The sequence below is a fragment of the Micromonospora sp. NPDC049047 genome, assembly GCF_040649135.1.
Taxonomy (GTDB): domain Bacteria; phylum Actinomycetota; class Actinomycetes; order Mycobacteriales; family Micromonosporaceae; genus Micromonospora.
Map to the genome: position 1 here is coordinate 13,548 of NZ_JBEZEY010000035.1, position 26,223 is coordinate 39,770.

At 71.1% G+C, this 26,223-nt stretch carries 34 protein-coding genes; 16 read left to right on the plus strand and 18 right to left on the minus strand.

Annotated elements, in window-relative coordinates:
• Window positions 1-26 precede the first annotated feature (26 nt).
• Window positions 27-920 (minus strand): LysR substrate-binding domain-containing protein, encoded by an 894-nt coding sequence (locus AB0B86_RS32560; protein WP_357403046.1) that lies wholly within the window; start codon window positions 918-920, stop codon window positions 27-29.
• 107 nt (window positions 921-1,027) lie between these two features.
• Here AB0B86_RS32560 and AB0B86_RS32565 point away from each other — a divergent pair, with 107 nt between their 5' ends.
• On the plus strand, window positions 1,028-1,774 hold the full coding sequence (locus AB0B86_RS32565; RefSeq protein ID WP_357403048.1) for an SDR family oxidoreductase: 747 nt from the start codon (window positions 1,028-1,030) through the stop codon (window positions 1,772-1,774).
• Here AB0B86_RS32565 and AB0B86_RS32570 read toward each other — a convergent pair.
• The 7 genes from AB0B86_RS32570 to AB0B86_RS32600 form a co-directional block, all read right to left on the minus strand.
• Window positions 1,771-3,651, minus strand: coding sequence for an ABC transporter ATP-binding protein (locus tag AB0B86_RS32570; protein ID WP_357403050.1), 1,881 nt, complete (start codon window positions 3,649-3,651; stop codon window positions 1,771-1,773). The genes AB0B86_RS32565 and AB0B86_RS32570 overlap by 4 nt on opposite strands.
• Window positions 3,648-5,504 carry an ABC transporter ATP-binding protein gene (locus AB0B86_RS32575; RefSeq protein WP_357403052.1) on the minus strand — a complete coding sequence of 619 codons (1,857 nt, stop codon included), beginning with the start codon at window positions 5,502-5,504 and terminating at the stop codon, window positions 3,648-3,650. The genes AB0B86_RS32570 and AB0B86_RS32575 overlap by 4 nt, the downstream gene beginning before the upstream one ends.
• 36 nt (window positions 5,505-5,540) lie before the next feature.
• Window positions 5,541-6,050 (minus strand): methylated-DNA--[protein]-cysteine S-methyltransferase, encoded by a 510-nt coding sequence (locus AB0B86_RS32580; RefSeq protein ID WP_357403054.1) that lies wholly within the window; start codon window positions 6,048-6,050, stop codon window positions 5,541-5,543.
• Window positions 6,047-7,543, minus strand: coding sequence for an AlkA N-terminal domain-containing protein (locus AB0B86_RS32585; protein ID WP_357420483.1), 1,497 nt, complete (start codon window positions 7,541-7,543; stop codon window positions 6,047-6,049). Before AB0B86_RS32585 ends, AB0B86_RS32580 begins: the two co-directional genes overlap by 4 nt.
• A gap of 77 nt (window positions 7,544-7,620) precedes the next feature.
• Window positions 7,621-9,054 (minus strand): FAD-binding oxidoreductase, encoded by a 1,434-nt coding sequence (locus AB0B86_RS32590; RefSeq protein ID WP_357420485.1) that lies wholly within the window; start codon window positions 9,052-9,054, stop codon window positions 7,621-7,623.
• Window positions 9,055-9,342: 288 nt separating this feature from the next.
• Window positions 9,343-9,855: a hypothetical protein gene (locus tag AB0B86_RS32595; protein ID WP_357403060.1), complete on the minus strand. Its 513-nt coding sequence runs from the start codon at window positions 9,853-9,855 to the stop codon at window positions 9,343-9,345.
• Window positions 9,852-10,361: a SigE family RNA polymerase sigma factor gene (locus AB0B86_RS32600; RefSeq protein ID WP_357403063.1), complete on the minus strand. Its 510-nt coding sequence runs from the start codon at window positions 10,359-10,361 to the stop codon at window positions 9,852-9,854. Before AB0B86_RS32600 ends, AB0B86_RS32595 begins: the two co-directional genes overlap by 4 nt.
• 140 nt (window positions 10,362-10,501) lie before the next feature.
• Here AB0B86_RS32600 and AB0B86_RS32605 point away from each other — a divergent pair, with 140 nt between their 5' ends.
• Both AB0B86_RS32605 and AB0B86_RS32610 read left to right on the plus strand, forming a co-directional pair.
• A complete protein-coding gene (locus AB0B86_RS32605; RefSeq protein ID WP_357403065.1) occupies window positions 10,502-11,008 on the plus strand; it encodes a hypothetical protein in 507 nt (168 codons plus the stop codon).
• Between the two features lie 90 nt (window positions 11,009-11,098).
• Complete coding sequence (locus AB0B86_RS32610) at window positions 11,099-11,833, plus strand: peptidase E (protein WP_357420488.1); 735 nt, start codon at window positions 11,099-11,101, stop codon at window positions 11,831-11,833.
• A gap of 13 nt (window positions 11,834-11,846) precedes the next feature.
• Here the strand turns inward: AB0B86_RS32610 and AB0B86_RS32615 are convergent, their stop codons facing one another.
• Window positions 11,847-12,461 (minus strand): exonuclease, encoded by a 615-nt coding sequence (locus AB0B86_RS32615; protein WP_357403069.1) that lies wholly within the window; start codon window positions 12,459-12,461, stop codon window positions 11,847-11,849.
• A 210-nt stretch (window positions 12,462-12,671) separates the two neighbouring features.
• On the opposite strand from AB0B86_RS32615, the gene ychF reads away from it, so the two are divergent.
• Window positions 12,672-13,757, plus strand: coding sequence for a redox-regulated ATPase YchF (ychF, locus tag AB0B86_RS32620; protein ID WP_357403071.1), 1,086 nt, complete (start codon window positions 12,672-12,674; stop codon window positions 13,755-13,757).
• A 17-nt stretch (window positions 13,758-13,774) separates the two neighbouring features.
• Here the strand turns inward: ychF and AB0B86_RS32625 are convergent, their stop codons facing one another.
• Window positions 13,775-14,059: a hypothetical protein gene (locus AB0B86_RS32625; RefSeq protein WP_357420490.1), complete on the minus strand. Its 285-nt coding sequence runs from the start codon at window positions 14,057-14,059 to the stop codon at window positions 13,775-13,777.
• Complete coding sequence (locus AB0B86_RS32630; protein WP_357403073.1) at window positions 14,056-14,286, minus strand: hypothetical protein; 231 nt, start codon at window positions 14,284-14,286, stop codon at window positions 14,056-14,058. The genes AB0B86_RS32625 and AB0B86_RS32630 overlap by 4 nt, the downstream gene beginning before the upstream one ends.
• Window positions 14,287-14,325: 39 nt before the next feature.
• Here AB0B86_RS32630 and AB0B86_RS32635 point away from each other — a divergent pair, with 39 nt between their 5' ends.
• The 3 genes from AB0B86_RS32635 (at window position 14,326) to AB0B86_RS32645 (ending at window position 15,857) form a co-directional block, all read left to right on the plus strand.
• Window positions 14,326-14,733: a hypothetical protein gene (locus tag AB0B86_RS32635; RefSeq protein ID WP_357420493.1), complete on the plus strand. Its 408-nt coding sequence runs from the start codon at window positions 14,326-14,328 to the stop codon at window positions 14,731-14,733.
• Between the two features lie 90 nt (window positions 14,734-14,823).
• Complete coding sequence (locus AB0B86_RS32640) at window positions 14,824-15,324, plus strand: hypothetical protein (protein WP_357420495.1); 501 nt, start codon at window positions 14,824-14,826, stop codon at window positions 15,322-15,324.
• A 290-nt stretch (window positions 15,325-15,614) separates the two neighbouring features.
• Window positions 15,615-15,857: a hypothetical protein gene (locus AB0B86_RS32645; RefSeq protein WP_357403079.1), complete on the plus strand. Its 243-nt coding sequence runs from the start codon at window positions 15,615-15,617 to the stop codon at window positions 15,855-15,857.
• Window positions 15,858-15,943: 86 nt separating this feature from the next.
• Here the strand turns inward: AB0B86_RS32645 and AB0B86_RS32650 are convergent, their stop codons facing one another.
• A complete protein-coding gene (locus AB0B86_RS32650; protein ID WP_357403081.1) occupies window positions 15,944-16,345 on the minus strand; it encodes a nuclear transport factor 2 family protein in 402 nt (133 codons plus the stop codon).
• A 93-nt stretch (window positions 16,346-16,438) separates the two neighbouring features.
• Here AB0B86_RS32650 and AB0B86_RS32655 point away from each other — a divergent pair, with 93 nt between their 5' ends.
• The 3 genes from AB0B86_RS32655 to AB0B86_RS32665 all read left to right on the plus strand — a co-directional run bounded on the left by AB0B86_RS32655 (window position 16,439) and on the right by AB0B86_RS32665 (window position 18,631).
• Complete coding sequence (locus AB0B86_RS32655) at window positions 16,439-17,038, plus strand: TetR/AcrR family transcriptional regulator (RefSeq protein ID WP_357403083.1); 600 nt, start codon at window positions 16,439-16,441, stop codon at window positions 17,036-17,038.
• Between the two features lie 248 nt (window positions 17,039-17,286).
• A complete protein-coding gene (locus tag AB0B86_RS32660; RefSeq protein WP_357403085.1) occupies window positions 17,287-17,853 on the plus strand; it encodes a hypothetical protein in 567 nt (188 codons plus the stop codon).
• Between the two features lie 4 nt (window positions 17,854-17,857).
• On the plus strand, window positions 17,858-18,631 hold the full coding sequence (locus tag AB0B86_RS32665; RefSeq protein ID WP_357403087.1) for a class I SAM-dependent methyltransferase: 774 nt from the start codon (window positions 17,858-17,860) through the stop codon (window positions 18,629-18,631).
• Window positions 18,632-18,683: 52 nt separating this feature from the next.
• Here the strand turns inward: AB0B86_RS32665 and AB0B86_RS32670 are convergent, their stop codons facing one another.
• Window positions 18,684-19,058, minus strand: a complete 375-nt coding sequence (locus tag AB0B86_RS32670; protein WP_357403089.1) for a VOC family protein — start codon at window positions 19,056-19,058, stop codon at window positions 18,684-18,686.
• 115 nt (window positions 19,059-19,173) lie between these two features.
• Here AB0B86_RS32670 and AB0B86_RS32675 point away from each other — a divergent pair, with 115 nt between their 5' ends.
• The gene (locus AB0B86_RS32675; protein WP_357420498.1) at window positions 19,174-19,632 is read left to right on the plus strand and encodes an SRPBCC domain-containing protein; all 459 of its coding nucleotides are present in this window, start codon (window positions 19,174-19,176) and stop codon (window positions 19,630-19,632) included.
• Window positions 19,629-19,979: a metalloregulator ArsR/SmtB family transcription factor gene (locus AB0B86_RS32680; protein ID WP_357403093.1), complete on the plus strand. Its 351-nt coding sequence runs from the start codon at window positions 19,629-19,631 to the stop codon at window positions 19,977-19,979. Before AB0B86_RS32675 ends, AB0B86_RS32680 begins: the two co-directional genes overlap by 4 nt.
• Before the next feature lie 30 nt (window positions 19,980-20,009).
• Here the strand turns inward: AB0B86_RS32680 and AB0B86_RS32685 are convergent, their stop codons facing one another.
• Window positions 20,010-21,287: an MFS transporter gene (locus AB0B86_RS32685; protein WP_357420500.1), complete on the minus strand. Its 1,278-nt coding sequence runs from the start codon at window positions 21,285-21,287 to the stop codon at window positions 20,010-20,012.
• A gap of 145 nt (window positions 21,288-21,432) precedes the next feature.
• On the opposite strand from AB0B86_RS32685, the gene AB0B86_RS32690 reads away from it, so the two are divergent.
• The gene (locus AB0B86_RS32690) at window positions 21,433-21,759 is read left to right on the plus strand and encodes a hypothetical protein (RefSeq protein ID WP_357403097.1); all 327 of its coding nucleotides are present in this window, start codon (window positions 21,433-21,435) and stop codon (window positions 21,757-21,759) included.
• Between the two features lie 72 nt (window positions 21,760-21,831).
• On the opposite strand, the gene AB0B86_RS32695 is transcribed toward AB0B86_RS32690, so the two are convergent.
• The 3 genes from AB0B86_RS32695 to AB0B86_RS32705 form a co-directional block, all read right to left on the minus strand.
• The gene (locus AB0B86_RS32695) at window positions 21,832-22,566 is read right to left on the minus strand and encodes a class I SAM-dependent methyltransferase (protein WP_357420502.1); all 735 of its coding nucleotides are present in this window, start codon (window positions 22,564-22,566) and stop codon (window positions 21,832-21,834) included.
• A 216-nt stretch (window positions 22,567-22,782) separates the two neighbouring features.
• Window positions 22,783-23,145: a PH domain-containing protein gene (locus AB0B86_RS32700; protein ID WP_203147864.1), complete on the minus strand. Its 363-nt coding sequence runs from the start codon at window positions 23,143-23,145 to the stop codon at window positions 22,783-22,785.
• 209 nt (window positions 23,146-23,354) lie between these two features.
• Window positions 23,355-24,239, minus strand: coding sequence for a LysR family transcriptional regulator (locus AB0B86_RS32705; RefSeq protein WP_357420504.1), 885 nt, complete (start codon window positions 24,237-24,239; stop codon window positions 23,355-23,357).
• 114 nt (window positions 24,240-24,353) lie between these two features.
• On the opposite strand from AB0B86_RS32705, the gene AB0B86_RS32710 reads away from it, so the two are divergent.
• Both AB0B86_RS32710 and AB0B86_RS32715 read left to right on the plus strand, forming a co-directional pair.
• A complete protein-coding gene (locus tag AB0B86_RS32710; protein WP_357420506.1) occupies window positions 24,354-24,707 on the plus strand; it encodes a DUF1801 domain-containing protein in 354 nt (117 codons plus the stop codon).
• A complete protein-coding gene (locus AB0B86_RS32715) occupies window positions 24,704-25,126 on the plus strand; it encodes a VOC family protein (protein WP_357403106.1) in 423 nt (140 codons plus the stop codon). Before AB0B86_RS32710 ends, AB0B86_RS32715 begins: the two co-directional genes overlap by 4 nt.
• On the opposite strand, the gene AB0B86_RS32720 is transcribed toward AB0B86_RS32715, so the two are convergent.
• Window positions 25,113-25,421, minus strand: a complete 309-nt coding sequence (locus AB0B86_RS32720) for a 4a-hydroxytetrahydrobiopterin dehydratase (RefSeq protein WP_357403108.1) — start codon at window positions 25,419-25,421, stop codon at window positions 25,113-25,115. The genes AB0B86_RS32715 and AB0B86_RS32720 overlap by 14 nt on opposite strands.
• A 183-nt stretch (window positions 25,422-25,604) precedes the next feature.
• On the opposite strand from AB0B86_RS32720, the gene AB0B86_RS32725 reads away from it, so the two are divergent.
• Window positions 25,605-26,045, plus strand: coding sequence for a (deoxy)nucleoside triphosphate pyrophosphohydrolase (locus tag AB0B86_RS32725; protein WP_357403110.1), 441 nt, complete (start codon window positions 25,605-25,607; stop codon window positions 26,043-26,045).
• Window positions 26,046-26,223 lie beyond the last annotated feature (178 nt).

Sequence of the window (26,223 nt, forward strand, 5' to 3'; positions counted from 1 at the left end):
AGGGCCGGTGGCGCCGGGCAGGTCGGCTATCTGTCGTCGGCCGGAGGTTCCGGGTGCAGCCGGTGGGCTATCGCCGTCAACTGGCGGACCAGATCGCTGCGGCTGTCCGCCGCCCAGGCCACGCAGACCCGGTTGGGGCCGATGTCGGCGATCACGCTGTGCCGCACGTCGGGGCGGCTGTAGAAGAGCGCCGTCGACAGGGGCAGGACCACCACGCCGCGCCCGGCCGCGACGTACTCCAACTTCTCCTCCACGGTCCGTACGGACCGCTCCGGCAGCCGTTCGCCGGCCCGCATCTCGGCGGCGACGTCCCGCCATTCCGGCACCGCCTCCGGGTCCTGGAGCAGGTGCTCGTCGGCGAGGTCGTGGATGCTGACCCGCTGCTTGCCGGCCAGCCGATGGTCGGCCGGCACGACTACTACCCGTGGCTCGTCGAAGAGCGGTTCCAGGGCGAGGTCCCGGGGGTCCAGCGGCAGCCGGACGTAGCCGGCGTCGACCCGTCCGTCCCGGATCATCTCGGTCTGGTCGTCCCATCCGGTACGCACCACCTCGACCTCCAGTCCCGGATTGGCCTCGCGCAGCGCGCGAACCTCGGCGGTGACGGTGAGGCCGGGCATGAATCCGAGCCGGAAGGTGCGGGCGCCGCCGCGGGCGGTGTCGAGCACCCTGCGCCGCAGCGCGTTGGCGCGGGCCAGTAGCACCGTCCCGTCCGCCCGCAACTGCTCGCCGGCGGCGGTCAGCGCGGTGTGGCGTTGGTTCCGGTGCAGCAGTTGGGTGCCCAGTTCGCGTTCCAGCGCCCGGATCTGGCGGGACAGCACCGGCTGGGCGATGCGCAGTTCGGTGGCGGCCCGACCGAAATGCAGGTGCTCGGCGACGGCCAGGAAGTAGCGCAGTTTCCGCAGGTCGAGGTCGGCGTCCACGTTAATACCCTACGGGTATCACAGCTGACCACAAGGGTCTTGGACGGTGTAATGGGAACCGACGCAGTGTTGGCGCAGGCCCCATCCGAGAGAAAGGCACCATAGCCATGGACACCACTTCCCTGCGTTCCCGGCACGTCGTCGTCCTTGGCGGCACCTCCGGCATCGGCCTCGCGACGGCCCGGGCGGCCGCGGAGGCCGGGGCGGTCGTCACCGTCGCCTCCAGCAACCCGGCCAGCATCGAGCGGTCGCTCGCCGAGCTACCGGAGGGCGCGCACGGCCACGTCGTCGATCTGACCGACACCGAGGCTGTGGGCCGGCTGTTCACCCGACTGGCGGCGGACGTCGGCCCGGTCGACCACCTCGCCTACACCGCCGGCGAGCCGCTGGCCCTGATGTCCCTGGACGACCTGGAGGTGGACCGGGCGCGGCAGTTCTTCGAGCTGCGCTACTTCGGGGCGCTCGGCGCGGTCCGGGCCGCCGCCCCGCACCTGCGCGACGGCGGCTCCGTCACGCTCACCAGCGGGACCGCCTCCGCCCGGCCCGGCCCGGGTTGGTCGGTGGCGGCCAGCATCTGCGGAGCGACGGAGGCACTGACCCGCGCCCTCGCCGTCGACCTCGCGCCGCGCCGCATCCGGGTGAACGCGGTCGCCCCGGGCGTCATCCGCAGCCCGCTCTGGGCGTCGATGTCCGAGGCCGACCGGGAGGAGTTGTACCGGCTCAGCGCGGCGTCCGTGCCGCTGGGCCGGGTCGGGGAGGTCGACGATGTCGCCTCCGCGTACCTGTTCACGATGGTCAATCCGTACACCACCGGGACGGTGCTCACCGTCGACGGCGGGACGGTGCTCGCCTAGACCAGCGAGTCGCGCCACTGCCGGTGCAGCGCCGCGTACCTGCCGCCGGCCTCGGCCAGCACGGCTGGCGGGCCGTCCTCGACGACCCGCCCGCCGTCCAGGACCAGCACCCGGTCGGCGGTTTCCACAGTGGAGAGTCGGTGTGCGATCACCAGGGCGGTGCGGTCGCGCAGAATGGTGCCGAGAGCCCGCTGCACCAGCCGTTCGGTAGGCACGTCCAGTGACGACGTCGCCTCGTCCAGGATCAACACTGTCGGGTCGGCCAGGAACGCCCGGGCGAACGCGACAAGTTGCCGCTGCCCGGCGGAGAGCCGGCCGCCGCGCCGGTGCACCTGGGTGGCGTACCCGTCGGGCAGGGCGGCGATGAAGTCGTGCGCGCCGATCGCCCGCGCGGCGGCCTGCACCGTCTCGTCGTCCGCGCTCGGGCGACCGAACCGGATGTTCTCCGCGACGGTCCCACTGAACAGGTGGTTCTCCTGGGTCACCAACACCACGGCACGGCGCAGGTCGGCGTCGCTCACCTCGCGCAGGTCGACTCCGTCGAGCCGGACCGTCCCGGTGTCCGGGTCGTGGAACCGGGCGACCAGTTTGGCGATCGTCGACTTGCCCGCGCCGGTCGGCCCGATCAGCGCCACCGTCTGTCCGGCCGACACGGTCAGCTCCAGGCCGCCGAGGATCGGGGTGCCGGCCCGGTAACCGAAGGAGACCGCCCGGAAGGTCAACTCGCCGCGACCCGGCCCGGTCGGCAGCGGTGTGGGGCGTTCCGGCTCGGCCACTGCCGGCCGTTCGTCGAGCACCCCGGCCAGCTTCTCCAGCGCGGCGGTGGCCGACTGAAGGGAGTTGTAGAACTGGCTCAGCTCCTGCATCGGCTCGAAGAAGCGACGCAGGTAGAGCAGGAACGCGGCGAGCACACCTACCTCGGTCTGGCCGTCGAGCACCCGCCACCCGCCATAGCAGAGCACCGCCGCCACCGTGACGTTGCCGATCAGCTTGATCGCCGGCGAGTACGTGGCGATCAGTCGGAACGCGTGCAGGCTGGTCCGTCGGTAGTCGTCACCGAGCGCCACGAAGATCCGTTGGTTGCGCGGCTCCCGGCGGAACGCCTGCACCGCCTGGATGCCCCGCATCGACTCGACGAAGTGCACGATGACAAGCGCTACCGCGTCCCGGGTCCGCCGGTACGCGCTTGCCGACGACCTGGCGAACCAGCGCGAGAGCGAGAACAGGAACGGGAAGGCCAGCAGCGTCACGGCGGCCAGCGGCAGGTCCAGCCAGAGCAGGATGGCGGCCACCGACAGCATCGACAGCCCGGCCATCACCAGGTTGTCGATGCCACCGTCGGCCAGTTCGGCGATCGAGTCCAGGTCACTTGTGAGCCGGGAGACCATCCGGCCGGAGGTGTACCGCTCGTGGAAACCCACGGACAGCCGCAGGAAGTGCCCGAACACCCGCTGCCGCAGGTCGAGCAGGACGGCCTGGCCGATCCGCGCGGAGAGGGTGAGGAACCCGCGCCGGGCCGCGTACTCGGTAAGCGAGGCGACCACGAACGCCCCGGCGACGGCGACCAGCGGACCGGCGTTGCCGGCGCGCAGCGGTGCGATGGCCCGGTCGATGCCGATCATGACCAGGTACGGGCCGGCCATCGCGGCGGCGTTCTGGGTGAGCAGCAGGCCGACAGCGGCGGTGAGCCGCCCCCGGTGTGGCCGGAGCTGGTCGGCGAGCAGGGCCCGGCTGAGCCGGCGCAGCCGGGCCACCGCCTCGGGCGAGGTGTCCTCGGCTCGGCTGCGGTCCGCCTCCGGGTCGGTGGCGGTTCCGCGCCAGCGGGTCAGCTCCGGTTCCTCCTCGGGCGATGGTTCGGCCTGCTCCGGCACTGTCACGAGCGCACCAGCCCCCACCCGTCCGAGGGGAACGGGGTCGGACCGGCGGCTTCCGTCGCCGGTGGATGCCCGGTGGGTGGGTCGGCGGCCAGCAGCGCCCGGTACGCCGGCACGGTGGCCAGCAGGTCCGAGTGCCGGCCCACGGCGGTGATCCGCCCGTCCTGGAGCAGGGCGACCCGGTCGGCCAGGGCGATCGTCGACGGCCGGTGCACCACCAGCAGCGCGGTGCTGTCCCGCAGGACCTGCCGCAGAGCCGCCTCGACAAGCGCCTCGGTGTGCACGTCGAGAGCGGACAGCGGGTCGTCGAGCACCAGCACCGCCGGTCGGCCGAGCACTGCCCGCGCCAACGCGAGCCGCTGCCGCTGCCCACCGGAGAGGGAGATGCCCTGCTCACCGACGCGGGTGGCCAACCCCCACGGCAGCTCGTACGCGAAGTCGGCCTGCGCCAGCGCGAGGGCCGCGCGGACATCGTCGTCGTTGGCGTCCGGGTGCCCCAGGGTGAGGTTCTCCCGCACCGACATGGAGAAGAGCGTGGGTTCCTCGAACGCCACCCCGACCAGTCGGCGCAGCGAGGCCAGCCGCAGTTCGCGCAGGTCGTGCCCGTCCAGGGTGATCCGGCCGGAGGTCACCTCGTGCAGCCGGGGCACCAGCGAGAGCAGCGTGCTCTTGCCGGAGCCGGTGGCGCCGACCAGGGCGAGCGTCTCGCCCGGCTCGATGGCCAGGTCGATCTCGCGCAGCACCGGCGCGGGGGCGTCCGGGTAGCTGAACGAGACCCGCTCGACGCGGAGCCGGCCGTGCACTCTGTCGCGGGGCAGCGCGAGCGCGCCGGGGGAGTCCACGATCTGGGGCGGGGTGTCCAGCACCTCCTGGAGCCGGTCGGCGGCGGTGGCGGCCTCCTGACCGTTGGCGATGATCCAACCCAGCGACTGCACCGGCCAGATGAGCATCAGTTGGAGGCTCACGAACGCGACAAGCTCGCCGATGGTGAGCGCGCCCTTCGCGGCGGCGGCCGCACCGGCCACCAGCACCACGCCCAGTGTCACGTTGGGCACCAGGTCGAGCAGCGCGGAGGTGCTGGCGAGCAGCCGCGCCTTGCCGACGCCGGTGTCGTGCAGTCGCCGCGCCCCGACGCCGAAGCGGGCGGCCAGTTCCGGCCCCCGGCCGTACGCCTTCATGGTGCGCAGGCCCTGCGCGGTCTCCTCGATGAGGGTCGCCACGTCGCCCTGCTGGTCCTGCATCCGTCGGGACGCGGCGTGGTAGTGCCGCCCGAACCGGCGGCTGATCAGCAGCAGCGGCACCGAGCTGGCCGCGACCAGCGCACCGAGCATCGGGTGCAGGTTGACGAGCAGCACGACCACGACCACGTAGGTGGTCAGGTTGAGCATCAGGAAGAGCACGCCGAAGGAGAGGAAACGGCGGATCACCGACAGGTCGCTGGTGATCCTGGAGAGCAGCTGACCGGACTGCCAGCGGTCGTGGAAGCTGGTCGGCAACCGTTGCAGGTGGGCGTAGACGTCGGCGCGCAGCGCCGCCTCCATGCCCACCGCGGAGGAGGACTGCACCCACCGACGGATGAAGATGAGCACCGCCTCGACCACGCCCAGCAGCAGCGCCAGGCCGCCGAGCTGGAACAGCCCGGCCGGTTCGTGTCGGGCCACCGGCCCGTCCACCACCCGTTGCACGACGAGCGGTACGGCGATCCCGGCCGCCGTGGCGGCGAGCCCCGCGACGAGCAGCCAGCCGAACTCGGCGGCGTACGGGCGGAGGTAGGGGTGCAGTCGCCAGAGGTTGTGTAACGGGTGCCGGGGCGCGGCGACCCGGGTGGCCGGGTTGCCGTCGCTCCGCACAGGCATACAAGACGGTAACGTCAATGGCAGGCGACGCCGGTGTCAGCTTGCTGTCAACCCGCGCTCATGACCGAGAAGCCACTTCTTCACGTCCAGCCCCCAGCGGTATCCGCCGAGAGTGCCGTCGGTGCGCAGCACCCGGTGGCAGGGCACGAACAGGGCCGCCGCGTTCCGGGCGCAGGCGGCCGCGGCGGCCCGCACCGCAGGTGGTCGACCGGCAAGCGCGGCGTACCCGGTGTAGGTGACCGGCGCGCCGGGTGGCACCTCGCGCAGCACCTGCCAGGCGTGCGCCATGAACTCACCGCCGGTGCGCTGACGGACCGGCACCGCGTCGATGGCGTCGAGTTCGCCGTCCAGGTAGGAGTGGACCGCCGCGGTGACCGGGCCGAGGGCGGCCCGTTGCCGCACCGGCGCCCGCAGGCTCGGGTGGATCAGGGGCAGCAGCGCCGCCGGATCCGGCGTGAAGCCTGCGGCGAGTACGTCGCCGTCCGGGCCGGCGAGGATGCTCAACGGACCGGCCGGCGTGCTCAGTACGGTGCTGTCGATGGTCATGCCGCTCTCCAGAGTCTCATCGTTGCGTAGGACCGCCAGGGGCGCCAACGGTCGGCGTACCCGTCGAGGGTGGTCGGGGTGTCGGGCAGGCCGAGGGCGGCGGCGCCGCGCCGGACCGCGAGGTCGGTGCCGAGCAGGATGTCCGGGTCGCCGAAGGCGCGCATGGCCAGGTAGTTGGCGGTCCACGGGCCGATGCCGGGCAGCGCGAGCAGCCCTCGACGGGCCTCCTCCCGGTCGGCACCCGCCGCGAGGTCTACCGACCCGTCGACCACCGCCCGCGCCAACCCCCGCAGCGCCTCCCGCCGCCCCACCGGCATCCCGAACCCAGAGTCCGGCAGCACCAGCAGTTCTTCCGCCCCCAAAAAACCCCGCAACCGCCCCGCCCCTCCTTGTTGATCATGAAGTTGTTGTCCCGACACGCCGGCATCGGTGGCAATAACTTCATGATCGACGCGAGTTGTGTGGGCGGCGAGGAGGCGGGTCAGGGTCTTCTGGGCGGCGGTGACCGAGACCTGCTGGCCGATGATGGCCCGGACGGCCATCTCGAAGCCGTCCACCGCACGAGGGACGCGGATGCCGGGCTCTGCCGCCACCACGGGGGCCAGCGCCGGGTCGGCGGCCAGGGTGGCGTCGATGGCCGTCGGGTCCGCGTCCAGGTCGAGCAGCCGGCGGCAGCGGGCCACCGCGGGTGCCAGGTCGCGCAGGTCGGTCAACCGCAGCGTCGCCGCCACGTGCCCGGCCGCCGGGGTCAGCGCCACCTCGCCGGTGCCGTGCGGCAACCGCAGACCCCGGTGGTACGTCCCCGCGCGGACCTCGTCCACCCCGGGCAGTGCCCGCACCGCGAAGAAGTCAAGTAGCGCCTGGGCGTGCAGCGGCGGACGGTACGCCAACCGTAGCGCGAGGGTGCCCGCACCGGCCGGCGTCCGCTGGCCGCCGCGCGCCGTCCGCAGGTCGGACGGGGCGCTCGCGTACACCTCGCGGAGCGTGTCGTTGAACTGTCGGACGCTGCCGAAGCCGGCCGCGAACGCGATCTCGGCCATCCCGAGGTCGGTGGTCTCGATCAGGATCCGGGCGGTCTGTGCCCGCTGGGCACGGGCCAGCGCGAGCGGCCCGGCACCCATCTCGGCGCTCAGCATCCGGTGCAGGTGCCGCTCGGTGTAGCCCAGCCGGGAGGCCAGCCCGGGTACGCCGTCCCGGTCGACCACGCCGTCGGCGATCAGCCGCATCGCCCGGCCGACCACGTCCGCGCGAACGTCCCACAGGGGCGAACCTGGCGCGGCGTCCGGCCGGCAACGGCGGCAGGCGCGCAACCCGACACCCTGCGCTGCGGCGGCGGACGGAAAGAACCGGACGTTCTGCCGCTTTGGCGTGATCGCCGGGCAGGACGGCCGGCAGTAGATGCCGGTGGACGTCACCCCGGTGTAGAACCAGCCGTCGAACCGCTGGTCACGACTGTCCACGGCCCGGTAACACCGCTCGAAGTCCAACTCCATGGCACCGATGATGCCCCGCTCGACCCGCCGGCGGCTGGCGGGAATCGGACCTGGGCGTGCCGGTGAGCAGGGGCCCGTCAGCGGGGGCGGCGACGTCGTCGATGCGGCTGACCGGAGCCGGTGGGCTGGGCGGATCGGTGCGGCTGGGCGGATCGGTGCGGCTGGGCGGATCGGTTCGGCTGGGCGGCGCGGTGGGGCTGACCGGTCAGCAGGGCCGACCGGAACACCCCGTCCGGGTCGTACCGCTTCCACAGCCGTCGTACCCGGACCCCGGTCTCGCCCGGGTAGATCCGGGCGAACGCGGCCGGGTTCGGTCGGCTCTCGAAGTTGACGTACCCGCCGTCGGCCCGCGCTCCGACGGCCCGCCAGGCGGCGTCCAACGCTGTCCCACCCTGGGGTGGGAACACCGAGGCGATGACAAGCGTGTCCTGGTGGCGGTGGGCGTACGCGGTCGCGTCGGGCGCCACGTCGTTGACCGCGCCTCCCAGCGAGCGGAGCTGGACCACCGCCCGCCCCGGCCCGGTCACCGCCCGCTGCACGGCCCGCGCGCCGGCGTCGTCCAGCCCGGTGAACAGTCCGTTCGTGGTCGTGCCGCGCTGCTGCCCGACGTTGGGGCTCAGGTGCGCGGTCGGCACCAGGGCCGGGTAGGGCAGCAGGTCGGTGCGGTGTTCGAGCACCTTGCCGATGGCGAGCAGCGGCTCCACCGCGGGCCGGGCCCGGCGCAGACTCTCGGCGGCCACCACTGCGGTGATGGACATCAGGGCCGAGCGGCCCTCCGCGTAGACCACTGCCGCCGCGGACAACTCCCGGGGGGCCTGCGCGAGGTAGGCCGTCCACTCCCGGATGGTGCGCCCGTCCGGATGCGCCTCCACTACCAGTTGCGTCACGCCGACGTTGCGCTGCTCGACCGCCTCGATCTCGAAGGCCAGCACGATCCCCGCACCAGCTCCGGCCCCTCGGACCAGCCAGAACAGTTCCGGCTCGTGTGCGGCGTCGGCGCGTACGAGCGTTCCGTCGGCGAGCACCACCTCGACCGCGCGGACGCGGTCGAGGGTGAGGCCGTGGGCGCGGACCAGCCAGCCCACCCCGCCGCCGGTGGCCAGGCCGCCGACGCCGACGCCGCCGTAGTCGCCCGAGCTGATCACCAGGCCGTACGGGGCCAACGCCCTCGCGACGTTCGCCCAGCGGGCGCCGGCTTCCACCCGGACCAGTCCGGCCCGCTCGTCGAGCACCTGCACCCGGTTGAGCAGGGACAGGTCGATGACCACACCACGGTTGTTCGAGGAGGCGCCGGAGAAGCCGTGCCCGCCGCTGCGGACGGCGATCGGCAGCCGCTGCTCCCGCGCGTAGCGCAGCGCGTCGACCACCTGTGCGGTGGTCTTCGGCAGCAGGATGGCGGCCGGCGACGCCGTCGTGGTGTACGTGGAGCGCAGTTGCGCGTACCGCCGGTCGCCGGGTGTGACGATCTGCCCGGTGAGTGAGGTGGGCACCCGGGGCATGGTGGTGCTCATCGTCGCTCCCGCAGCTCGCACGTCGGGTGTCCGGGATCGGTCATGGCCCAAGGATGGGCGGGCTGACCGGCCTCGGCAAACCCGGTGCACCGGCACCCGCTGTCCCCGGGGGCGCCTGGCGCTCGGCGGTGCGGGAAGTGCCGCGTGGAGGTGACAGGTATCTCGGGTCGACAGCGCCGCATCCTCCCGGTGCCGCCCGCGCCGAACCCTGTCGTGGCGGCCGGTCAGGCCGGGGCGAGGAGGCCACCGACCTGACCGGTTCTGCTCAGCGCGACACTGTCGTTGCGCTCACCTGTCGCCCGGCGCGCCGGGCAGGTTCAGCGGAGACGGATCGCCAGGCGCACCCGGTGCCCCCGGCGCAGCCGGAACCCCGGGCGCCCCTGGAGCACCGGGAATCCCGGGCCTACCAGGCACACCGGGAGCACCTGGCGTATCAGTGGGGGCACCGGGCACGCCGGGCGGCGTCAACGGGTCCTGCCTCGCGCCGCCGGGGCTCGGTACGTCCGTCGGCAGCACGGCCGGCGCGGGCGGGTCGGGTACGCCCGCCGGGCCAGCCGGGCCCGCCGGGCCAGCCGGGCTGGGGGCAGCCGGTGGCGCCTCGTCCGACCCGGTCGAGGCGAGCGCGAGCGGGGTGGCGATCAGGATCGCCGCGAGGGTGCCGACCGCCCCCATCGTCACCGTGACGCGGCGTCGGTTACGCACCCGTAGTTCCGCCCGGTTCAACTGGTCATGCACGATCGGTGCCTCCTCGGCGAGATCGGTGAGGGTGGTGCGGATGAGGTGCTCGAAGGGGTCGGTCATCGCCGTACCTCAAGCATTTCGACCTCCGGAAGCAGCTCGCGCAGGCGGCTGACGGCCCGATGGGTACGGCTGCGCACCGTGCCCACGGAACAGCCGAGCAGCTCGGCCACCCGGGCTTCGGGCAGGTCCTCGTAGTAACGCAGGACCACCACCGTCCGCTGTGCCGCCGGCAGGTGGCGAAGGGCGGCGCGCATCGCCAACCGGACGTCGGTGCCGCCGCTGGGATCGACGCCGACCGGTTCGTCCGCCGGGTTGAGCGGCGTCTCCCGCCACCGGCGCAGCCGTCGCCACCAGCTGATCTGCTCGCGGTACATCACCACGCGGAGATACCCCTCGGGATCGGCGTGCCGGATGGATCCCCACTTCGGGATGGTCCGGGCCAGTGCCGACTGGAACAGGTCCTCGGCGGCGTTGCGGTCGCCGGTCAGCAGGTACGCGACCCGCATCAGCGCCGGCGTCCGGCTGGCGACGAACTCGGCCAGCCGAGCCCGCTCGTCCTCGTCCACCCACCACCCCCGTTTCGTTGTCACCCGTACAGACGCCCCAGGTCATCGTCGCTATCCACGATCCGACGGCTTTTCTCGGCCCGGAAGTGTCGGTCGTGACGGGTAACGTCCGGCCACCAACTCAAGAAGGGGTGCGGCGAATGGTGAGCGTGGCGGGTTGGGCGGCGGCGTCGACACCGGGCACATTCCCGCCGCTGCCCCGAGCGGTGGCGCAGTCCTTCTACCGCCGGATGCGGGCCGTCGCGCCGGCCGCCCGCGGCGCCATCGACCGGGACCGGACGACCGACCCCCAGCTGATGTTTGCCGACACCGCCTGCGGGCGGTTGGCGGGCTCCCTCGACGACGCGGGCCTGCGGGCGCTCGGCATGTGGACGCACCACTGGTGCATGCGCTTCTACGACGACGACACCCGGGTCGGCCGGCGGCTGGTTCGCGAGATCGCCGCCCGGCCGGGGCTGGGCTGGACGGCCGACGAGGTGCGCTGGATGCTGCGCGAGTCGATCTCGGCCGGCCCGGCCGCCGCGGACCGGTTCACCCTGCCCCGGGCCGCCGCGGCCCAACTGCCCCCGGCCGTTCGGCCGTTCGACGAGCTGCCCCCGGGCTGCTGGTCCGAGGCTCAGGTGCCCCGCCAGCGCCAGGGCGACTGACCGCGTGGGCCGGCTGGCGCACCGGGGTTGCCGGTGTGCCGCCGGCCGGCTGCGGCAGGATGAACGCCGCACCCCACGGAAGGACGCCCGATGCCCGCCAGCGCACCGACCATCCTCGCCACCAGCATGGGCTTCGTGCGCGGTGACCGTGGTCCCGCCGACCTGCGCCCCGGCCCGGTCTTCGAGTTGGCGGCCGAGTTGGCCGAGGCCGGTCCGCAGCCGCGGGTCTGCTACCTCGGTCAGGCTGTCGGGGACCAACCCACCGCGCTCACCGCTGTCTACGGCGCGTTCGCCGACACCCGGTTCCGACTGTCACACCTCGCGTTGTTCCCGATGCCGAACGTCGAGGACGTCCGCGCCCACCTGCTCGGCCAGGACGTGGTCTGGGTCGGTGGCGGGAGCGTGGCCAACCTGGTCGCGCTCTGGCGGGTGCACGGGCTCGACGACATCCTGCACGAGTGCTGGCAGGCCGGCGTGGTGCTGGCCGGGGTCTCGGCCGGCTCGATCTGCTGGCACGTCGGCGGTGCCACCGACAGCTTCGGCCCCCGGCTGCGCGGCTTCACCGACGGCCTGGCCTGGCTGCCGTACGGCAACGGGGTGCACTACGACAGCGAGGGGCAGCGGCGTCCGCTGATGCACGAGCTGGTCGGCAACGGAACGCTGCCGACCAGCCACTGCACCGACGACGGGGTCGGCCTGGTCTACCAGGGCACCCGGCTGGTCGAGGCGGTCGCGGACCGCGAGGGTGTCTCGGCGTACGAGGTCAGCCGGGGCGCGGACGGCAGCGTCCAGGAGAAGGTGATCGCCCCGCGCCGGCTCGGCTGAGCGCCGGCGTCGGTCAGGCCTGTTCGCCGGCCTGATCGGCGGCCTGATCGCCGGCCTGTTCGCCGGCCTGATCGCCGGATTGGCGCCGGAGCACCGCGTCGAAGACCTGCGCCAGTTCGGCGGCGTCCTCCCCGGCGTGGTGCGTGTGCGGCACGTTGTGCAGGCCCAACTCGTGCTTGATCTTGCCCTTGCGGGTCTGGACCCATTCGCTGCCGGTCACCCCCATCCAGTAGCTGCGCAGGTCGACGCCCGAGCCGGTGGCACCGAACGGGCTGTGGCCGACGAAGCGGACGAAGTACCAGTGCACGAACATGCCGTCCCAGACGGCGGGGGCGGCGAGGAAGACCGGGCGGCCGATCCGGCGCAGCCCGTTGACCCAGGCCGCGGCTGCCGACATCGCCTCCTGGGCGGTGGGCGCCTCGCGCAGCAGGAGGTCCCGGTCCAGGCCGGAGACGGCGAGTGCCGCCGGCACGAAGTCGTCGGAAATGGGGCGCAGTTCGGTGTAGAAGGACAGGTCCGGGCGGCCGGTCACCGCCATACCCAGCGAGATCATGCTGTACGGCCCGGGGATGGGTCCGTCCGCCTCCACATCGACGGCGATGTACAGCTCGGGCAACGTCGAGGTCATTGCACCTCCAGCAGCGAGACATCGAGATCGGCACGGTAGCAACGCCTGCCGGGTCCCGTCGCCCCATAAAGGCACGGGCTGCCCAGCGGTGCACCTGGAGAGCCGGCGGAACCCCTGCACCGGCGCCGGAACGTCACCCGTACCGCTTTCTGTGCCGGACCGTGGACCGCGTGGGCCGGCCCGGTCGGCATCCGCGTAAGCTGGCTGGTCGTGAGTCTCTCCATCGGCATCGTCGGCCTGCCCAACGTCGGCAAGAGCACGCTGTTCAACGCGCTTACCAAGAACGACGTGCTGGCGGCGAACTACCCGTTCGCCACCATCGAGCCCAACGTCGGCGTGGTCGGGCTCCCTGACGAGCGGCTGGGCAAGCTGGCCGAGATCTTCTCCTCGCAGAAGGTGCTGCCGGCTCCGGTGTCGTTCGTCGACATCGCCGGCCTGGTCCGCGGCGCGTCGAAGGGGCAGGGTCGGGGCAACGCCTTCCTGGCCAACATCCGGGACGCCTCGGCGATCTGCCAGGTGGTCCGGGCCTTCTCCGACCCGAACGTGGTGCACGTCGACGGCAAGATCTCGCCGGCCGACGACATCGAGACGATCAACACCGAGCTGATCCTCGCCGACCTGCAAACCCTCGACAAGGCGCTGCCCCGGTTGGAGAAGGAGGCCAAGCTCCGCAAGGACCGCCTCGCCGCGGTCGCCGCCGCGAAGGCCGCGATCGAGGTGCTCGACGGTGGCACCACCCTCTACTCCGGGGCCGCCGCCGCCAAGATCGAGCTGGAGCACCTGCGCGAGCTGCACCTGCTCACCACCAAGCCCTTCCTGTACGTCTTCAACGTCGACGAGGCCGAGCTGGCCAACGAGGCGTTCCTCGACGAGCTGCGCGCCCTGGTCGCCCCCGCTGAGGCCGTCTTCATGGACGCGAAGATCGAATCCGAGCTGGTGGACCTCCCCGAGGACGAGGCCCGCGAGCTGCTGGAGTCGATCGGGCAGAACGAGCCCGGCCTCAACCAGCTCGTCCGGGTCGGCTTCCGCACCCTCGGCCTCCAGACGTACCTCACGGCCGGCCCCAAGGAGGCACGCGCCTGGACCGTCCCGGTCGGCGCGACCGCGCCGGAGGCCGCGGGTGTCATCCACAGCGACTTCCAGCGCGGCTTCATCAAGGCCGAGGTGGTCTCCTACGACGACCTGGTCGAGCACGGTTCGATGGCGGCGGCCAAGGCGGCGGGCAAGGTCCGCATCGAGGGCAAGGAGTACGTCATGCAGGACGGCGACGTGGTGGAGTTCAGGTTCAATGTCTAGTTCCGGGTGGGGCCGTACTACTGCACCGAGTCCCGAGCGACGGCGAGCCCACACGTAGCGAGCACGCCCAGGGCAACGAGCCCGATACGGAGCCACGGCACATCCTCGGTCCGCTTGAGGCCGATGGACAGAGAGACGCCAACGCAGCTGGCGACGACCAGGCAGATGAGGACCGTAACTACCCGGTAGGCAGTGCCGTTCTCGGACCACCAGGCCCACGCGCCGAACACAGCGGGTACGAAGACCAGGAGGCTGAGCCCGGTCAGCGGGAGAGCGATCTTCCAGCGGGTCCACACACTCATCGGCCTCGGCCCTCCCCGCGCCGGTCCACGTCGACGGTGTTGTCCGCGCCGGGCAACTCTAGGTCGTCGGCGTCGCGCAGCTGCCGAGCCTGTCGCGCAAACTCGGCGCCTTCCTCCGGGGAGAGTCGGTAGCGGTGGTCCCTGACCCCGCTTGCCACCGCGACTCCGTCGCGCCGTTGGGGGAAGCACCGCTCGTCGGGCTCGGGGCCTCTGTCGCGGTTCACCATCTGGCCGGCTCCCCTGGGCGGCTCGATAGGCTCCGCCGCATGGCGTACATCCCGAATAAACTGCTGGGACGACTTGTCGGGTTGCGCCTGTACTCGGTGCAGTTCGTCATGGATTACGTGCAGCTGCGCTTTGACGGCGAGCTGTCCAACGAGGTGCCGGTGCTCAACTGCGACATCCTCCCGGCGATCAGTCGTGCGGATCGCACCTACCTACCTGGAGAGCCCGGCTGGGCCGACGCACTGGTAGGACTCATTCCGCAGGTCGTAACCGATTCGTGCGAGCGAACCGGGACGGGGATCGAGCTCCGTTTCAGCGACGCGGCCCTTCGTCTCCACCCGACGCCGAAGCAGATCGACACACCGGAGATAGCCATGCTCTCCGGTTTCGATGATGGACGGTGGATGGTGTGGCGGCCCGGCGAAGACTCATTCGAGGACCTGACGTGATGGTGTTCGGCGTCGTCTCTGGACGGCATTCAGGGACACCGGGCCGGCGCTGGGGTTGGTTGGCAGGCGAGGCGAAGGCAGTATCACGTGGTGACCTTCTGGCCTACGTGGGACGAGTGGCTGGCAACTCTGCCGCCGGGCGCCCGAGATTCCGCTGTATCGCTCGCGGAGAGGTTCAAGGAGCTTGGGGCCCAAGACCCGGAGGGGTGGGCTAGGTCGGAGATCAGCGAGGACATTCCGCAGCTGGCTCGGTTCATGGTTCTGCGCGCCCTGTGGCGGGAGGCCATATCTCCCTGGACGGATGTCAGCGCCCTACACGACGTCGCGGCCGCGCACCGGCTGATTGAGTCAGGCGCGGATCCTCATGATGTGCTGCTGGTCGCCCGAGCTGGAGCTTACGAGGCGGTATTTGCCGCAGTGTGCATCCTCGACGAGGGCGGGGACCCGGACGCGCGTGAGAGCGACCCCGGCTGGCACCTGATCGAGACGGACGCGCAGTGCAACCCGACGGGTCGCGAGATCGGAGGGCTCCATGAGTCTCTTGGGGAGACGGACCCGTCCGGCAACAAGGACGCCGACCTGTGGGAGTGACACGGCACCGCCGGCACCTCGAGACCGCAAACTCTGACGCTGCCCCCTCATTCACCAGCGAGCCTGGCAACTCTGACCGACGAAACAATCCGGCTCCCACGCTGGCAGTGCGGGTTCGGTCCCGGTCACCTGCTGCGAAGTAGGCCCCAGACCAGGACATCGCTCCCTGTCGAAGCCGCAGTACGTGTCGGACCTCTCGACGGCGTCGACAAGGTCTGAGTCCGGCCTGTTCCCGCAGGTCAGAAGATTTGCGATTGACGAGGACCACGGGCTACCGCGAAGATCAGCGCGTGACCGCCGAGGATTCCACCGCGCCTGCTCAGCAAGAGCCGCAGCCGCCTCGGGGGATGCCGCTCCGCAAGATGTGGGTCTTTGGCGCATTCGGTGCGGTGGGCGCTATCGCCGCTTTGGTGCTCGCCCCGACGAACCCCGCCGGCTGGATTTTGCTGGCGGCGCTGGGCGGGCTTGCCTGGCTGACCCGTGTCGAACTGCGACGGCGCGACGTAGCGCAGCGGCCGGACGCGCGACAGTAGCGCGGCGGCACCGCCTCGTCGGGTCCGAGGCGATTGTCGACACCGGCCGCGCCGGCACGCTCCCGAATCAGTTCGGTGGAGCGCGGTCAGTGGGTCAGGGGCACCCGCCGGGCGCGGACCCTCCGGTGGGTGATACGCCATCCACCGTCGCCGCGCACGATCGTGTCCTCGTAGGTCACGCTACCGGCGGTGCCGTCCGCGTTGATGCCGATGCCTTTCGACTGGGCGTGGACGCGGTCCTCGGCTACCGCGGTGAGCACGATGTTGGTGACGTGGTGGGCGACTGGGTTCCCCGCACCCAGGTCAAGCGCGGCGTCCCGCAGCACGGCGAGCCCGGTGAGCACACCACCACCGAGGTCCGTGACGTCATAGGCCACGTCTGCGGTGAACAGCTCCTGCATCCGGTCGAACTCGCCGCTGTCGGTCAGGTGGCCGTGCCGGTTGAGCAGGTCCGTGATCGCTGCCCGGTCCTCGGCGGTCAGGGCCATCGCATCCTCCACTGGTTCCAAGCGGGGAATTCCCCGGTCATGTTTGGTACATTAAGCGGGGAACTCCCCGATTGGCAAGACTTGGAGCGCTGGATGGGGTCGACCGCGGACAACCCGATGATTCCCAAGCGTGGGCGCAGGGCGGACGCCGCACGCAACGTCGACCGGCTGCTCGCCGCGGCGCGGGAACTCGTCGACAACTCCGGGTCCGAGGTCGTCCTTGACGAGGTGGCGCGACGCGCCGGTGTCGGCAACGCAACCCTCTACCGGCACTTCCCAACCCGGGGCGACCTGCTCGTCGCCGTCTATGCCGACGAGGTGGCAGCGCTGTGCCGTCAGGGCGTCGATCTGCTCGGCGACCCGTCACCGGCAGACGCACTCTTCACCTGGCTGGACGCGTTCGTCGTCCATGTCGCGACGAAGCGTGCGCTCGCCCTTGCCGCCACCGAAGGCCCTGCCGCCCACCGGACCGAGATGTTCGGCAGGTGGCACGAGTCGATGCGCTCCACCGCGACCGGACTGCTGCGCCGGGCGCAGGACGCCGGTGCCGTGCGGCCCGACCTCACCGTGACTGATCTGCTCGCCATCGCCAGCGGTGCCGCTCTCGGCGGCACCGACGTGTCACACGCCCAACGGCTCGTCGGGCTGCTGCGCAGCGGTGTCCAGGTGGACCGGGACGGCACTGTCAGCTGAGGCAGACGGGCCTCCCCAAGACACGGTGGGCACCGGCAGACCCAGACTCCCCACGTACGCCATGACTGCCGCCTCAGCGGCCACGTCCCCACCGTTGCGGTAACGGCGAAGGACCCGATGACCGTCGGTCTCGCCCCGACGCCAGCGGAATCGGATCCACCACGCTCCGACGGTATCCCAGGCCCCTCGGTTGCCTCCACAGCGGATGGTGACGCCTTGTGCTGGTGGTGGCGGCGTATCGTGAGCGAATGGAGTGGTCGACGATCCTCGGCACAATCGTAGGTGCCATTGTCGGACTCATGTCGGTCTTCCTGGCCGACCACCTTCGATGGCGACGCGAGGATAAGAGTCGCCTACTGCAAGCGCGGCAACAGGTTTACGTCGACTTTCTGGCTGCTCTCAGCAAAGCCCATTCCGACCTGCGGTCGGTCGCGTTTCGCAGCGAACTCTCCCCGGTCGAGCGATCCCACGCACTGCTGGAAGCCCTTGACGCATCAGGAGTGTGGCGTCTGCGGCAGAGCATCTCGCTGATTGGCTCGCGGGGCCTCATGCACGAAGTGGTCACCGCCGCGCGCAGCCTGGAGGGCGTGTGCGAGGTGCTCAGCCATGGTGCCGATGTGGGGAGCGATCGCTACATCGAGGCGCGCAACCGGCTCTGGGCCGCCAATGCCACCCTTCGTGAGTTGATGCGCAAGGACCTGGGGATCGCCGGAGATCCGGACCCGGACGTGCACAGCTACCGGTCCGTCGGCGAGAAGGACGAGCGAGCGTCCTCGTCGGCCGGTTCACCTGAGAGTGGCAGGGCGCTACGGTGACCGCATGGACGACCAGCACCTGCTCCGAACATCCTTCGGCGCGGCGGCGACCGCGTACGCCGAGCACCGTCCGGATTACGCCCGGGCGGCGGTGCGTTGGGCACTTGAGCCCGCGCCCGGCCCACGGGTGCTCGACCTTGGCGCCGGCACCGGCAAGCTGTCCGCCACGCTTGTCGAGTTGGGTGCGGACGTCGTAGCGGTCGAACCCGACCCGGCGATGCTCACCGAGCTACGCCACGCGCTGCCGGCCGTCCGCGCTCTGCCCGGTAGCGCGGAGTCGATTCCGCTGCCGGACGCGTCAGTCGATGCCGTCCTGGTTGGCAATGCCCTGCACTGGTTCGACATGACCGTCGCGGGGGAGGAGATCGCCAGGGTTCTCACGCCCGGCGGCGTTCTGGCCGGGCTGTGGAACGTCCTGGACGACCGGATCGACTGGGTTTCCGCACTCGAACGGGTCAGCGGGCGTGCGGCCATCGGCCCCCGCGACACGCTGAGTTGCTGGCGCGCCGCGACGGCCGACATGGTGGTTGCGAGCACCGACCTGAACGCCCGGTTCGGCGCATCGGAGCAGGTCGAGTTTCCGCATGGGCAGCGCCGGACCGCCGACTCCCTCGGCGCGACACTCGCGACCCGGGCGGGGATGCTGGTCATGGCAGAAGAGGAGCGGGATGCCACCCTCGGCCGGATCCGCGCCTTCCTCCGGACCCGGCCCGAGACCGCGCAGGGCGAGTTCACCCTGCCGATGCTGACCGGTGTGCTGCGCGTCCAGCGCAGGTGACCACCATCGAGTCTCGCTGAGAGGGCGGACGCTGTGCCTTGGTCAGCGCTCCCTACTGCTCGGCCCAGGCGCCCAGCTCGTTGCCGCTCGGGTCGGTGAAGTGGAACCGCCGGCCGCCGGGAAACTCGTACGGCCCCTTCACCACCTGGCCGCCGGCCTCCGTCACGGCCTGCACGGACTTGTCCAGGTCGCTTGAGTAGAGCAGCACCAGCGGACCGCCCGCCTCGACGTCCTGGTCGAGCCGGAGACCGCCGACCTCGGGGGCGGAGTCGCCGTGCGGGCTGCGGATGCCCGCGTACCCGGGGCCGTAGTCGTTGAACTGCCAGCCGAACGCGTCGGCGTAGAAGCGCTTGGCCTCGGCGAGGTTGGTCACCGTGAACTCGACGTAGTCGATGGCGTGGTGCCGGTGCGGCGATGGCTCAGACATGCCGGGCATTGTGCGCCCCGGGTACGACGGGACCGGAACATGCAACGAAAGGTTGCGCGAAGGCGGGGGCTGTCGTAGGTTGAGTGCAACTAAAGGTTGCGAAAGGGTGGGGCGCATGGAGCAGGGAACTATCGAACGCGACATTCACGTCGACGCGTCGCCTGAGGTGGTCTTCGAGGTGGTCAGTCAGCCCGAGCACATGCGGGAGTGGTGGCCCGACGACGCGCGGTTCGAGTCGGTCGCTGGCGCACCCGGCGAACTGATCTGGCGCAACGCGGACACCGGCGAGACGACGACCGTCGCGCTCGCCGTCGTCGAGGTCGACCCGCCGAAGCGATTCTCCTTCCGGTGGTGCTTCACCGAGCCGGACCGCAGTGGGCCGGAGCTGCTCGTCACCTTCGACCTGACCCCCGCCGGCACGGGGACCCAGATCCGGATGACCGAGACCGGGTTCCGCGAGATGGGCTGGGAGATCGCCGTCCTGGAGGCGCGGTACCAGGACCACGAGAACGGTTGGGACCACTACCTGCCCAGGCTGGGCGGGTACGTCGCACGGCTGGTCGCCACGCCGTGAGCGCCGCTGTCGACGACGAGCTGTGGTCGGCCATCGGTGACCCCACCCGTCGTACGATGATCGATCTTCTGCTCTCCGACGGGCCGGGCACCGCGACGTCGCTGAGCAGGCGACTACCCGTCACCCGGCAGGCCGTCTCGAAGCATCTGGCCGTCCTGGACCGGGTCGGGCTGATCCACGCCGAGACGGCCGGTCGCGAGCGTCACTACCAGGTCGACGAGGCGCAGCTCGCCCGTGCCGTCGCGCAGTTGTCGGCGGTGGGCGCCACCTGGGACGCCCGGCTCCGCCGGATCAAGCGGGTCGCCGAGACGATCGAGCGCAGCCGCCACCACGACGAAGGGGGATGACAATGGTCGACATCCTGCACCAGGTCCAGATCAGCGACGGCCACTGACCTCGGTGCCGGTCGGATCGGGGGTTCGCGCGCTCCGACGGGAGATCGCGAACCCGCCGGCGACCAGGCCGAGGGCGACGATCGCCACGGCGCAGAGCAGCAGCGTCGGGCGGGGGCCGAGGGCACCCACGAGTGGCCCACCCAGCATGGTGCCCAGCGGCACCGCCAGCACGAGGATCGCACCGTTCGCGGCCAGCACCGCGGGCAGCTGAGTCGTCGACGTGCTGCGCTGGAACAGCGCCATCGAGGTGGACGTGTACGGCGCCCAGATCAGGCCCGCCAGAGCGAAGGCCGGCAACGACACGCCGAGCGGTGCACCCAGGCCGAGCGGCAGCATGGCGATGCCGAACCCGACGACGATGCCGATGGTGGTGACCCGCAGCGGCCAGCGGCGCAGGTGGCCGGCGGCCACGCCGCCGACGAGACCGCCGACGCCGAAGGCGGCGTAGAAGACGCCGAGCAGCGTTGCGGAGGCGTGCAGGTCGTCGGTGACGTGGATCGGCATGGCCACGTACACCGGGCCGAAGAGGAAGAAGAAGCCGAGGCTCAGCACCAGCAGACCGAGCAGGGCGGGGTCGCGGCGGATGACCGCGAAGCCTGCCGTTCGCGAAGCGCCGCCCTCGGACCGTGCGGGCCCGCCGTTGGTGGGAAGGGCGAGACGGTACGTGAGGGCCAGCGCGGCGAAGGTGGCGGCGTCGAGGGCGATCACCCACACCGATCCGGCCCAGCTGATCAGGATGCCCGCCAGTGGCGGGCCGGCGATCGTGGCGAACCCGGCGATGGTGCCGAGCACCGCGTTGGCGGGCAGGTGGTGTCGCTGCGGCAGCAGTTCGGCGACCAGGGTGAACCGCCCGGCCGAGCCCCACGAGTGCAGCAGAGCCGACGCGGCCAGCAGGACCACGTACAGCCCGATGGTGAGCATGCCGGCGAGGTGAGCGAGGGGGATCGCCGCGAGTGCGCAGGCCCGCAGGGTCGCGTCCCAGCCGGCGAGTTGGGCGCCGCCGCGCCCGCGCAGCAGGCGGCCGAAGACGACGGTCCCGACCGCGCTCGGCACTGTGTACGCGGCCATGGCCAGCGCGATCCAGATGCCGTGCCGGTCCGGCGGTCCGAGTTCTTTGGCGAGCCAGGGCACCGCGACCACCGCCATGCCGTCGCCCAACGCGGACACGGCGAGCCCGGGTAGGACGCGCCGGAGCTGCGGATGACTGACCACCGGCCAGTACGGCGAGGAGCGCGGAAAGCGGGAGGTGTCCGGGGGCATGCCCACAGCTGACCCGGCACGGACCTCGTAAATCAACAAAGGCTGCCAGCAGCAGAATCCGCTCAGGGCGTAGTCGCTGGCGTTACCCGACGTCCCGGCGTACCGGCTGAGGGTTTGCCGGGTCCGAGGACGGGGATGTGCGACCGTGCGCATCGACATCAACGAGCCGCAGGCCGTCGAAAAGTTCTGGGAAGGGATGCACGACGTGGCTGCCGCCGCGACTCGGTATCAGGATGACGATCTCTATGTGGCCCTGGTCAAGATTGGCAGATCGGCGCTGGCTCAGGGCGTCGAACTGGTACCGGCCGGTGGTCTGTTCCTTCGCTGTCCGGCCTGCGACGCGGTGCCCGGCCAGCACTGCGTCAATGTGCCGGGCAGCCCGCTGAACGGCCATGCCCTGCACCGGCAGCGCGTCGAGTTGGTGGACAAGGTGTTAGCGGGAACGGTGCCGCTGCCCGATCCGCTCGGCTGATCGCGCGCGCGTCTCCACAGGAGATCGGCTCCGATTCCCGCAGGTCAGGGAACCGGAGCCGATCAACTGCCGCTACTGCTTCCGGTAGACGGAGATGTGCGCCCTGCTGTCCGCGTCGAACGGTCGCCGGTGCCAGTCGGCGTACCGCTCGGTGAGCAGCAGCCCCGCCTGCTGCGCCATCTCGTCGATCTGGTGCGGCCAGGCGTACCGCATGGCGAACGGCTTCAGGTGCACGCCGTCACCGTCGAAGGTGATGGTCTGCCGGATGAACGACTGCGCCGGTCGGTCGTACTTGTGCAGCCGGATCGTCGCGGAGTCCTCGGTGACGCCCCAGACCTGCACCTGCTCGTCCCTGTCGAAGCTGCGCGGGTCGGGCACGAACGCCTCGATCACGAACGCGCCGCCGGGCGACAGCACCCGGGCGACATTACGGAAACAGTCCGCCTGTCGCTCGGCGTCGACCAGGTTGAACAGCGTGTTGAAGACCAGGTACGCGAGCCGGAACTCACCGGTCACCGGTACGTCCGCCATGTCGGCGACGACCACCGGGATCTGGTCGCCGCCGGGCTTGGCCCGCATCTGGGCGAGCATTTCCTCGGATGCCTCGACGCCATGCACGGTGAGGCCGCGCTCGGCCAGCGGCAGTGCGACCCGGCCGGTGCCGATCGCCAGTTCGAGGACCGGGCCGCCGTCGGCCAGGTCGGCCAGGAAGTCGACGGCGGGCATCGGGTCGGGGTTGGTGTCGCCGCTGTCGTAGTCGGCGGCCCACAGCCGGCCGAACAGGCCAGGATCGTCGAAGACCGACATCAGCGGCCTCCGGGGTTGGTCAGGGTGTCACAGGTGCTCTGAGCGGATCTGCTCACGAAGTCTCGATTCCTCGGGTCGGATGACTGTGGGTTCGGGGGACTTCGTCGTGTTGGGCATGGTGGCTGCTCCCTTCCGGCGGCTGTCGAGTGAGGACACCAGAGACGGCCGGGGCCCGGCAAGGCAATTACGCCGGCCGGGCCCCGCAGCGCGGGTGGGTCAGGAGATGTGGTGCAGGATCACGTTGTGCACGTGGTGGCTCTTCTGCGCGCCACGGAACTCCACCTCGTAGGTGTGCGTGCCGACGTGGATGGCTATCGCGCCGGTGGAGAAGAACGAACCACCCCACGACTTGTTGCTCACCACGCTCACGCTGGTGATCTTCGAGTACGGGATGCTGGTGATTGCGAACCGCTTCCCGACGAAGGAGCGGTCCTGAATGATCACGCGGCGGTCGGTCAGCCCGATGAACCCGGTGCCGGTGCCGACGGCGTCGTAGACGGCGATGATCTGCTCGCCGTCGAGGAGGCCACTCTCGATCTGCTGGACCTGCTCTTTGCGGTCGTACGCGATGTTCGCCATGCGTCCAAGGCTAGAAAACCGGTGCCAGCGGGGTCGGGTGGGCGATGACGACGAACTCGCCGTCGCCCTGGCCCACCGGCTCGCGGTGCCAGCCGCCTGCCCTGGTCAGCGAGGTGCGCAGCTGGGCCTCCGTGCGGAAGCGCAGGATTTCGTGGCCGTCGTCGTCGGCGAGGGTACGCGCCCACCCCGCGTCGTCGACTCGGCGTGTCCTATCGGGGCTTCGCGTCGGTGGCGGCGCGGACGAACTCGCGTACCCGGGTGGTGGTGTTGCTGGCCAGCCAGACCGGCCCGCGCTCGATTGGTGGCGCGTCGTGGATGGGCACGTACGCCACGTCCGTGCGCGGGTAGTAGCGCTGGGTGTGCTCGCCCACCGGTAGGACACCCCGGCCCAGCGCGACCAGGGACAGCATCTCGGAGAAGGTGTTCCCGGCCGGCCCCTTCGGCACCGGCCGGCCGCCCGGGGTGCGCTTCGGGGTGCGGTCCCGCTTGAACTCCGCCGAGGTCACCGCCGGGTACTGCACCACCGGGTGGTCGGCGAGCACCTCCAACGACACCGACCGTTCCCGGGTGAGCGGGTGACCCGCCGCCACCGCCAGCACCCGAGCCTCGGAGAGCAGCGCCGGGCCGGTGGCCATCCCGTCGAACGGGTACGAGGCGATCAGCACGTCCGTCGACCCGTCGATCAGCCCGGATCGGGTGGTGGACAGCTGCGCCTCGTGCACCTCCACCCGACAGTCCGGGTGCCGTTCACCGAACAGGGTCACCGCCCGGAGCAGCACCGGAGCGGTCCACTCACCGAGGAACGCCACCCGTAGCGTCCCGGTCACGCCCCGGGCGGCGTCGGTTGCGCGGCGGACGGCCTCGTCCATCCCGGCAACCAGCGGGGCCAACTCCTCGGCGAGCCGCCGGCCGATCGGGGTGAGCCGGACGACCCGACTGGTACGGGCGAACAGCGGTGCGCCGATCCGACGTTCCAGCTTCTTCACGATGTGGCTGACCCGGCCGGTGCTGACTGTCAACCGCTCGGCGGTCCGGCCGAAGTGCAGTTCCTCCGCGAGCGTCAGGAACGTCTCGACCTCGTACCGCTCCAGCACACCGCTCCCATCGTTGACCTGCGGGCAACGATCGTAGCGGCATCGGGTCTTGGTCGGTGGCCCTCGTCCGGGGATCGTGAACGCGGCAGGGAACACCGAACGAAAGGTATTACCGTGAACGTTGACGACTACCTGGCCGGCCTGGCCGGCCCACTGCGCGAGATCGGCGAGAAGCTGACGCCGATCATCGCGGCGGCCCTGCCGACAGCGACCGGCGCGATGTGGCACGGGCACCCGGTCTGGGGCCTGGGCGACCGGCCCGGCCAGCGCCCGGTCTGCCTGGTCAAGGCGTACGGGTCGTACGTCACCTTCGGGTTGTGGCGGGGGCAGGAGATCGCCGACCCGTCGGGACGGCTGGTGCCTGGTGCGCGGTCGATGGCGGCGGTGAAGCTGCGCGACCTCGCCGACGTCGACCCGGCCCTGTTCACCGGCTGGCTGCGCGCGGCGGCCGGCCTGGAGAAGGCGTGAGCGCGGTGCGGGTCATCGGTTTCGACCATCTGGTGCTGACCGTCGCCGACGTGGAACGGTCCCTGGACTTCTACTGCGGCCGGCTCGGGCTGGCACCGGTACGGGTCGACGAGTGGCGGGCGGGCCGCGTCCCGTTCCCGTCCGTGCGGATTAGCCCAGGCAGCATCATCGACCTCGTCCGAGGCGAGCCGCAGGGCGCGAACGTGGATCACTTCTGCCTGGTGGTGGCACCACTGGACTGGGCGCGGGTGATCGAATCGGGTGTCTTCACGGTGCTGACCGGCCCGGTCAGCCGGTTCGGCGCCCGTGGCTCGGCGACCTCGATCTACGTGCGGGACCCGGACGGCAACGCCGTGGAGCTGCGCTGGTACCCGCAGGACGCCGGGTCGGGTTCGGCGACGCTCGTCAGGACTCGGTGACCGCCCGGTACGCGTCCTCGATGCGGGCGGCCAACAGGACCTCGCCCTCGGTCAGCGGCTCGTCGTTGCCGTGCCCGACCCGGATCTGGGTGCTGTCGGGCAGGCGGTTGATCTCGGGGCGCAGGTGCAACGCGTCGGCGACGACTTTGACCCGTTCGGTCAGGGCGGCGTGTTGGGTATCGTCGATCACGAGCGTCCGTCGGATCTGCTCGCCTTCGCGCGTCCAACCAGATAGCAAGGTCAACGCGTCGGAGAGATAGTCGTGCTTGGCCCTGCTGCTGAACAGCACGCGCATCACCGCACCCCCCAAGCGCCGTTGTCGGCTCGTGGCCAAATCGTCGCCATCCCGTGTCTTGTCGGTGTCCTCTAGTCTCTCGCCGCTCGGAAGGGGTGTCCACGCCCACACTTCCGTGTTCTGTTGGCCTAGCGGACGGCTACGGTACCCAAACCGCCGATTGATCTGGCACCCTGGACGCCCGTGCGGACCGAACGGGCGAATGGCGACGGGCAGACCGAACGACGGGACCTGAAGGTGATCGTCGGTGCGGCGATCATCCGGGACGGGCGGGTGCTCGCCTGCGCGCGCGCTGCCCCGCCCGAGGTGGCCGGGATGTGGGAGTTTCCGGGCGGGAAGGTCGAGCCGGGGGAGGCCGAAGTCGACGCGCTGGTCCGGGAGTGCGCCGAGGAGTTGGCCGTACGCGTCGAGATCGGCGATCGGGTCGGCCGCAACGTACGGATGGCACACGGCCGGTCGGTGCTGAAGGTCTACGCGGCCCGCCTGCTCGACGACGACCAACCGCAGGCGCTGGAACACTCCGCGCTGCGCTGGTTGACGGCCGACGAACTGGACTCGGTCACCTGGCTCCCCGCCGACGCCCCCATAGTGACCGCCCTCCGCCCCCTCCTGAAAACCCTCTAGCCCTCCTACCCACCCACCCCCACCCCACCCCCAGCTCTCGTTGATCATGAAGTTATAGCCACGACACGCCGAGCGGCGTGGCAATAACTTCATGATCAACGGAGGGTGGGCGGGGGGAGGGGGCCCGGACGGTGAGAGCACGTTGGTGGTGCCGGCCGGGGTGTCGGAGGTCGGTGGG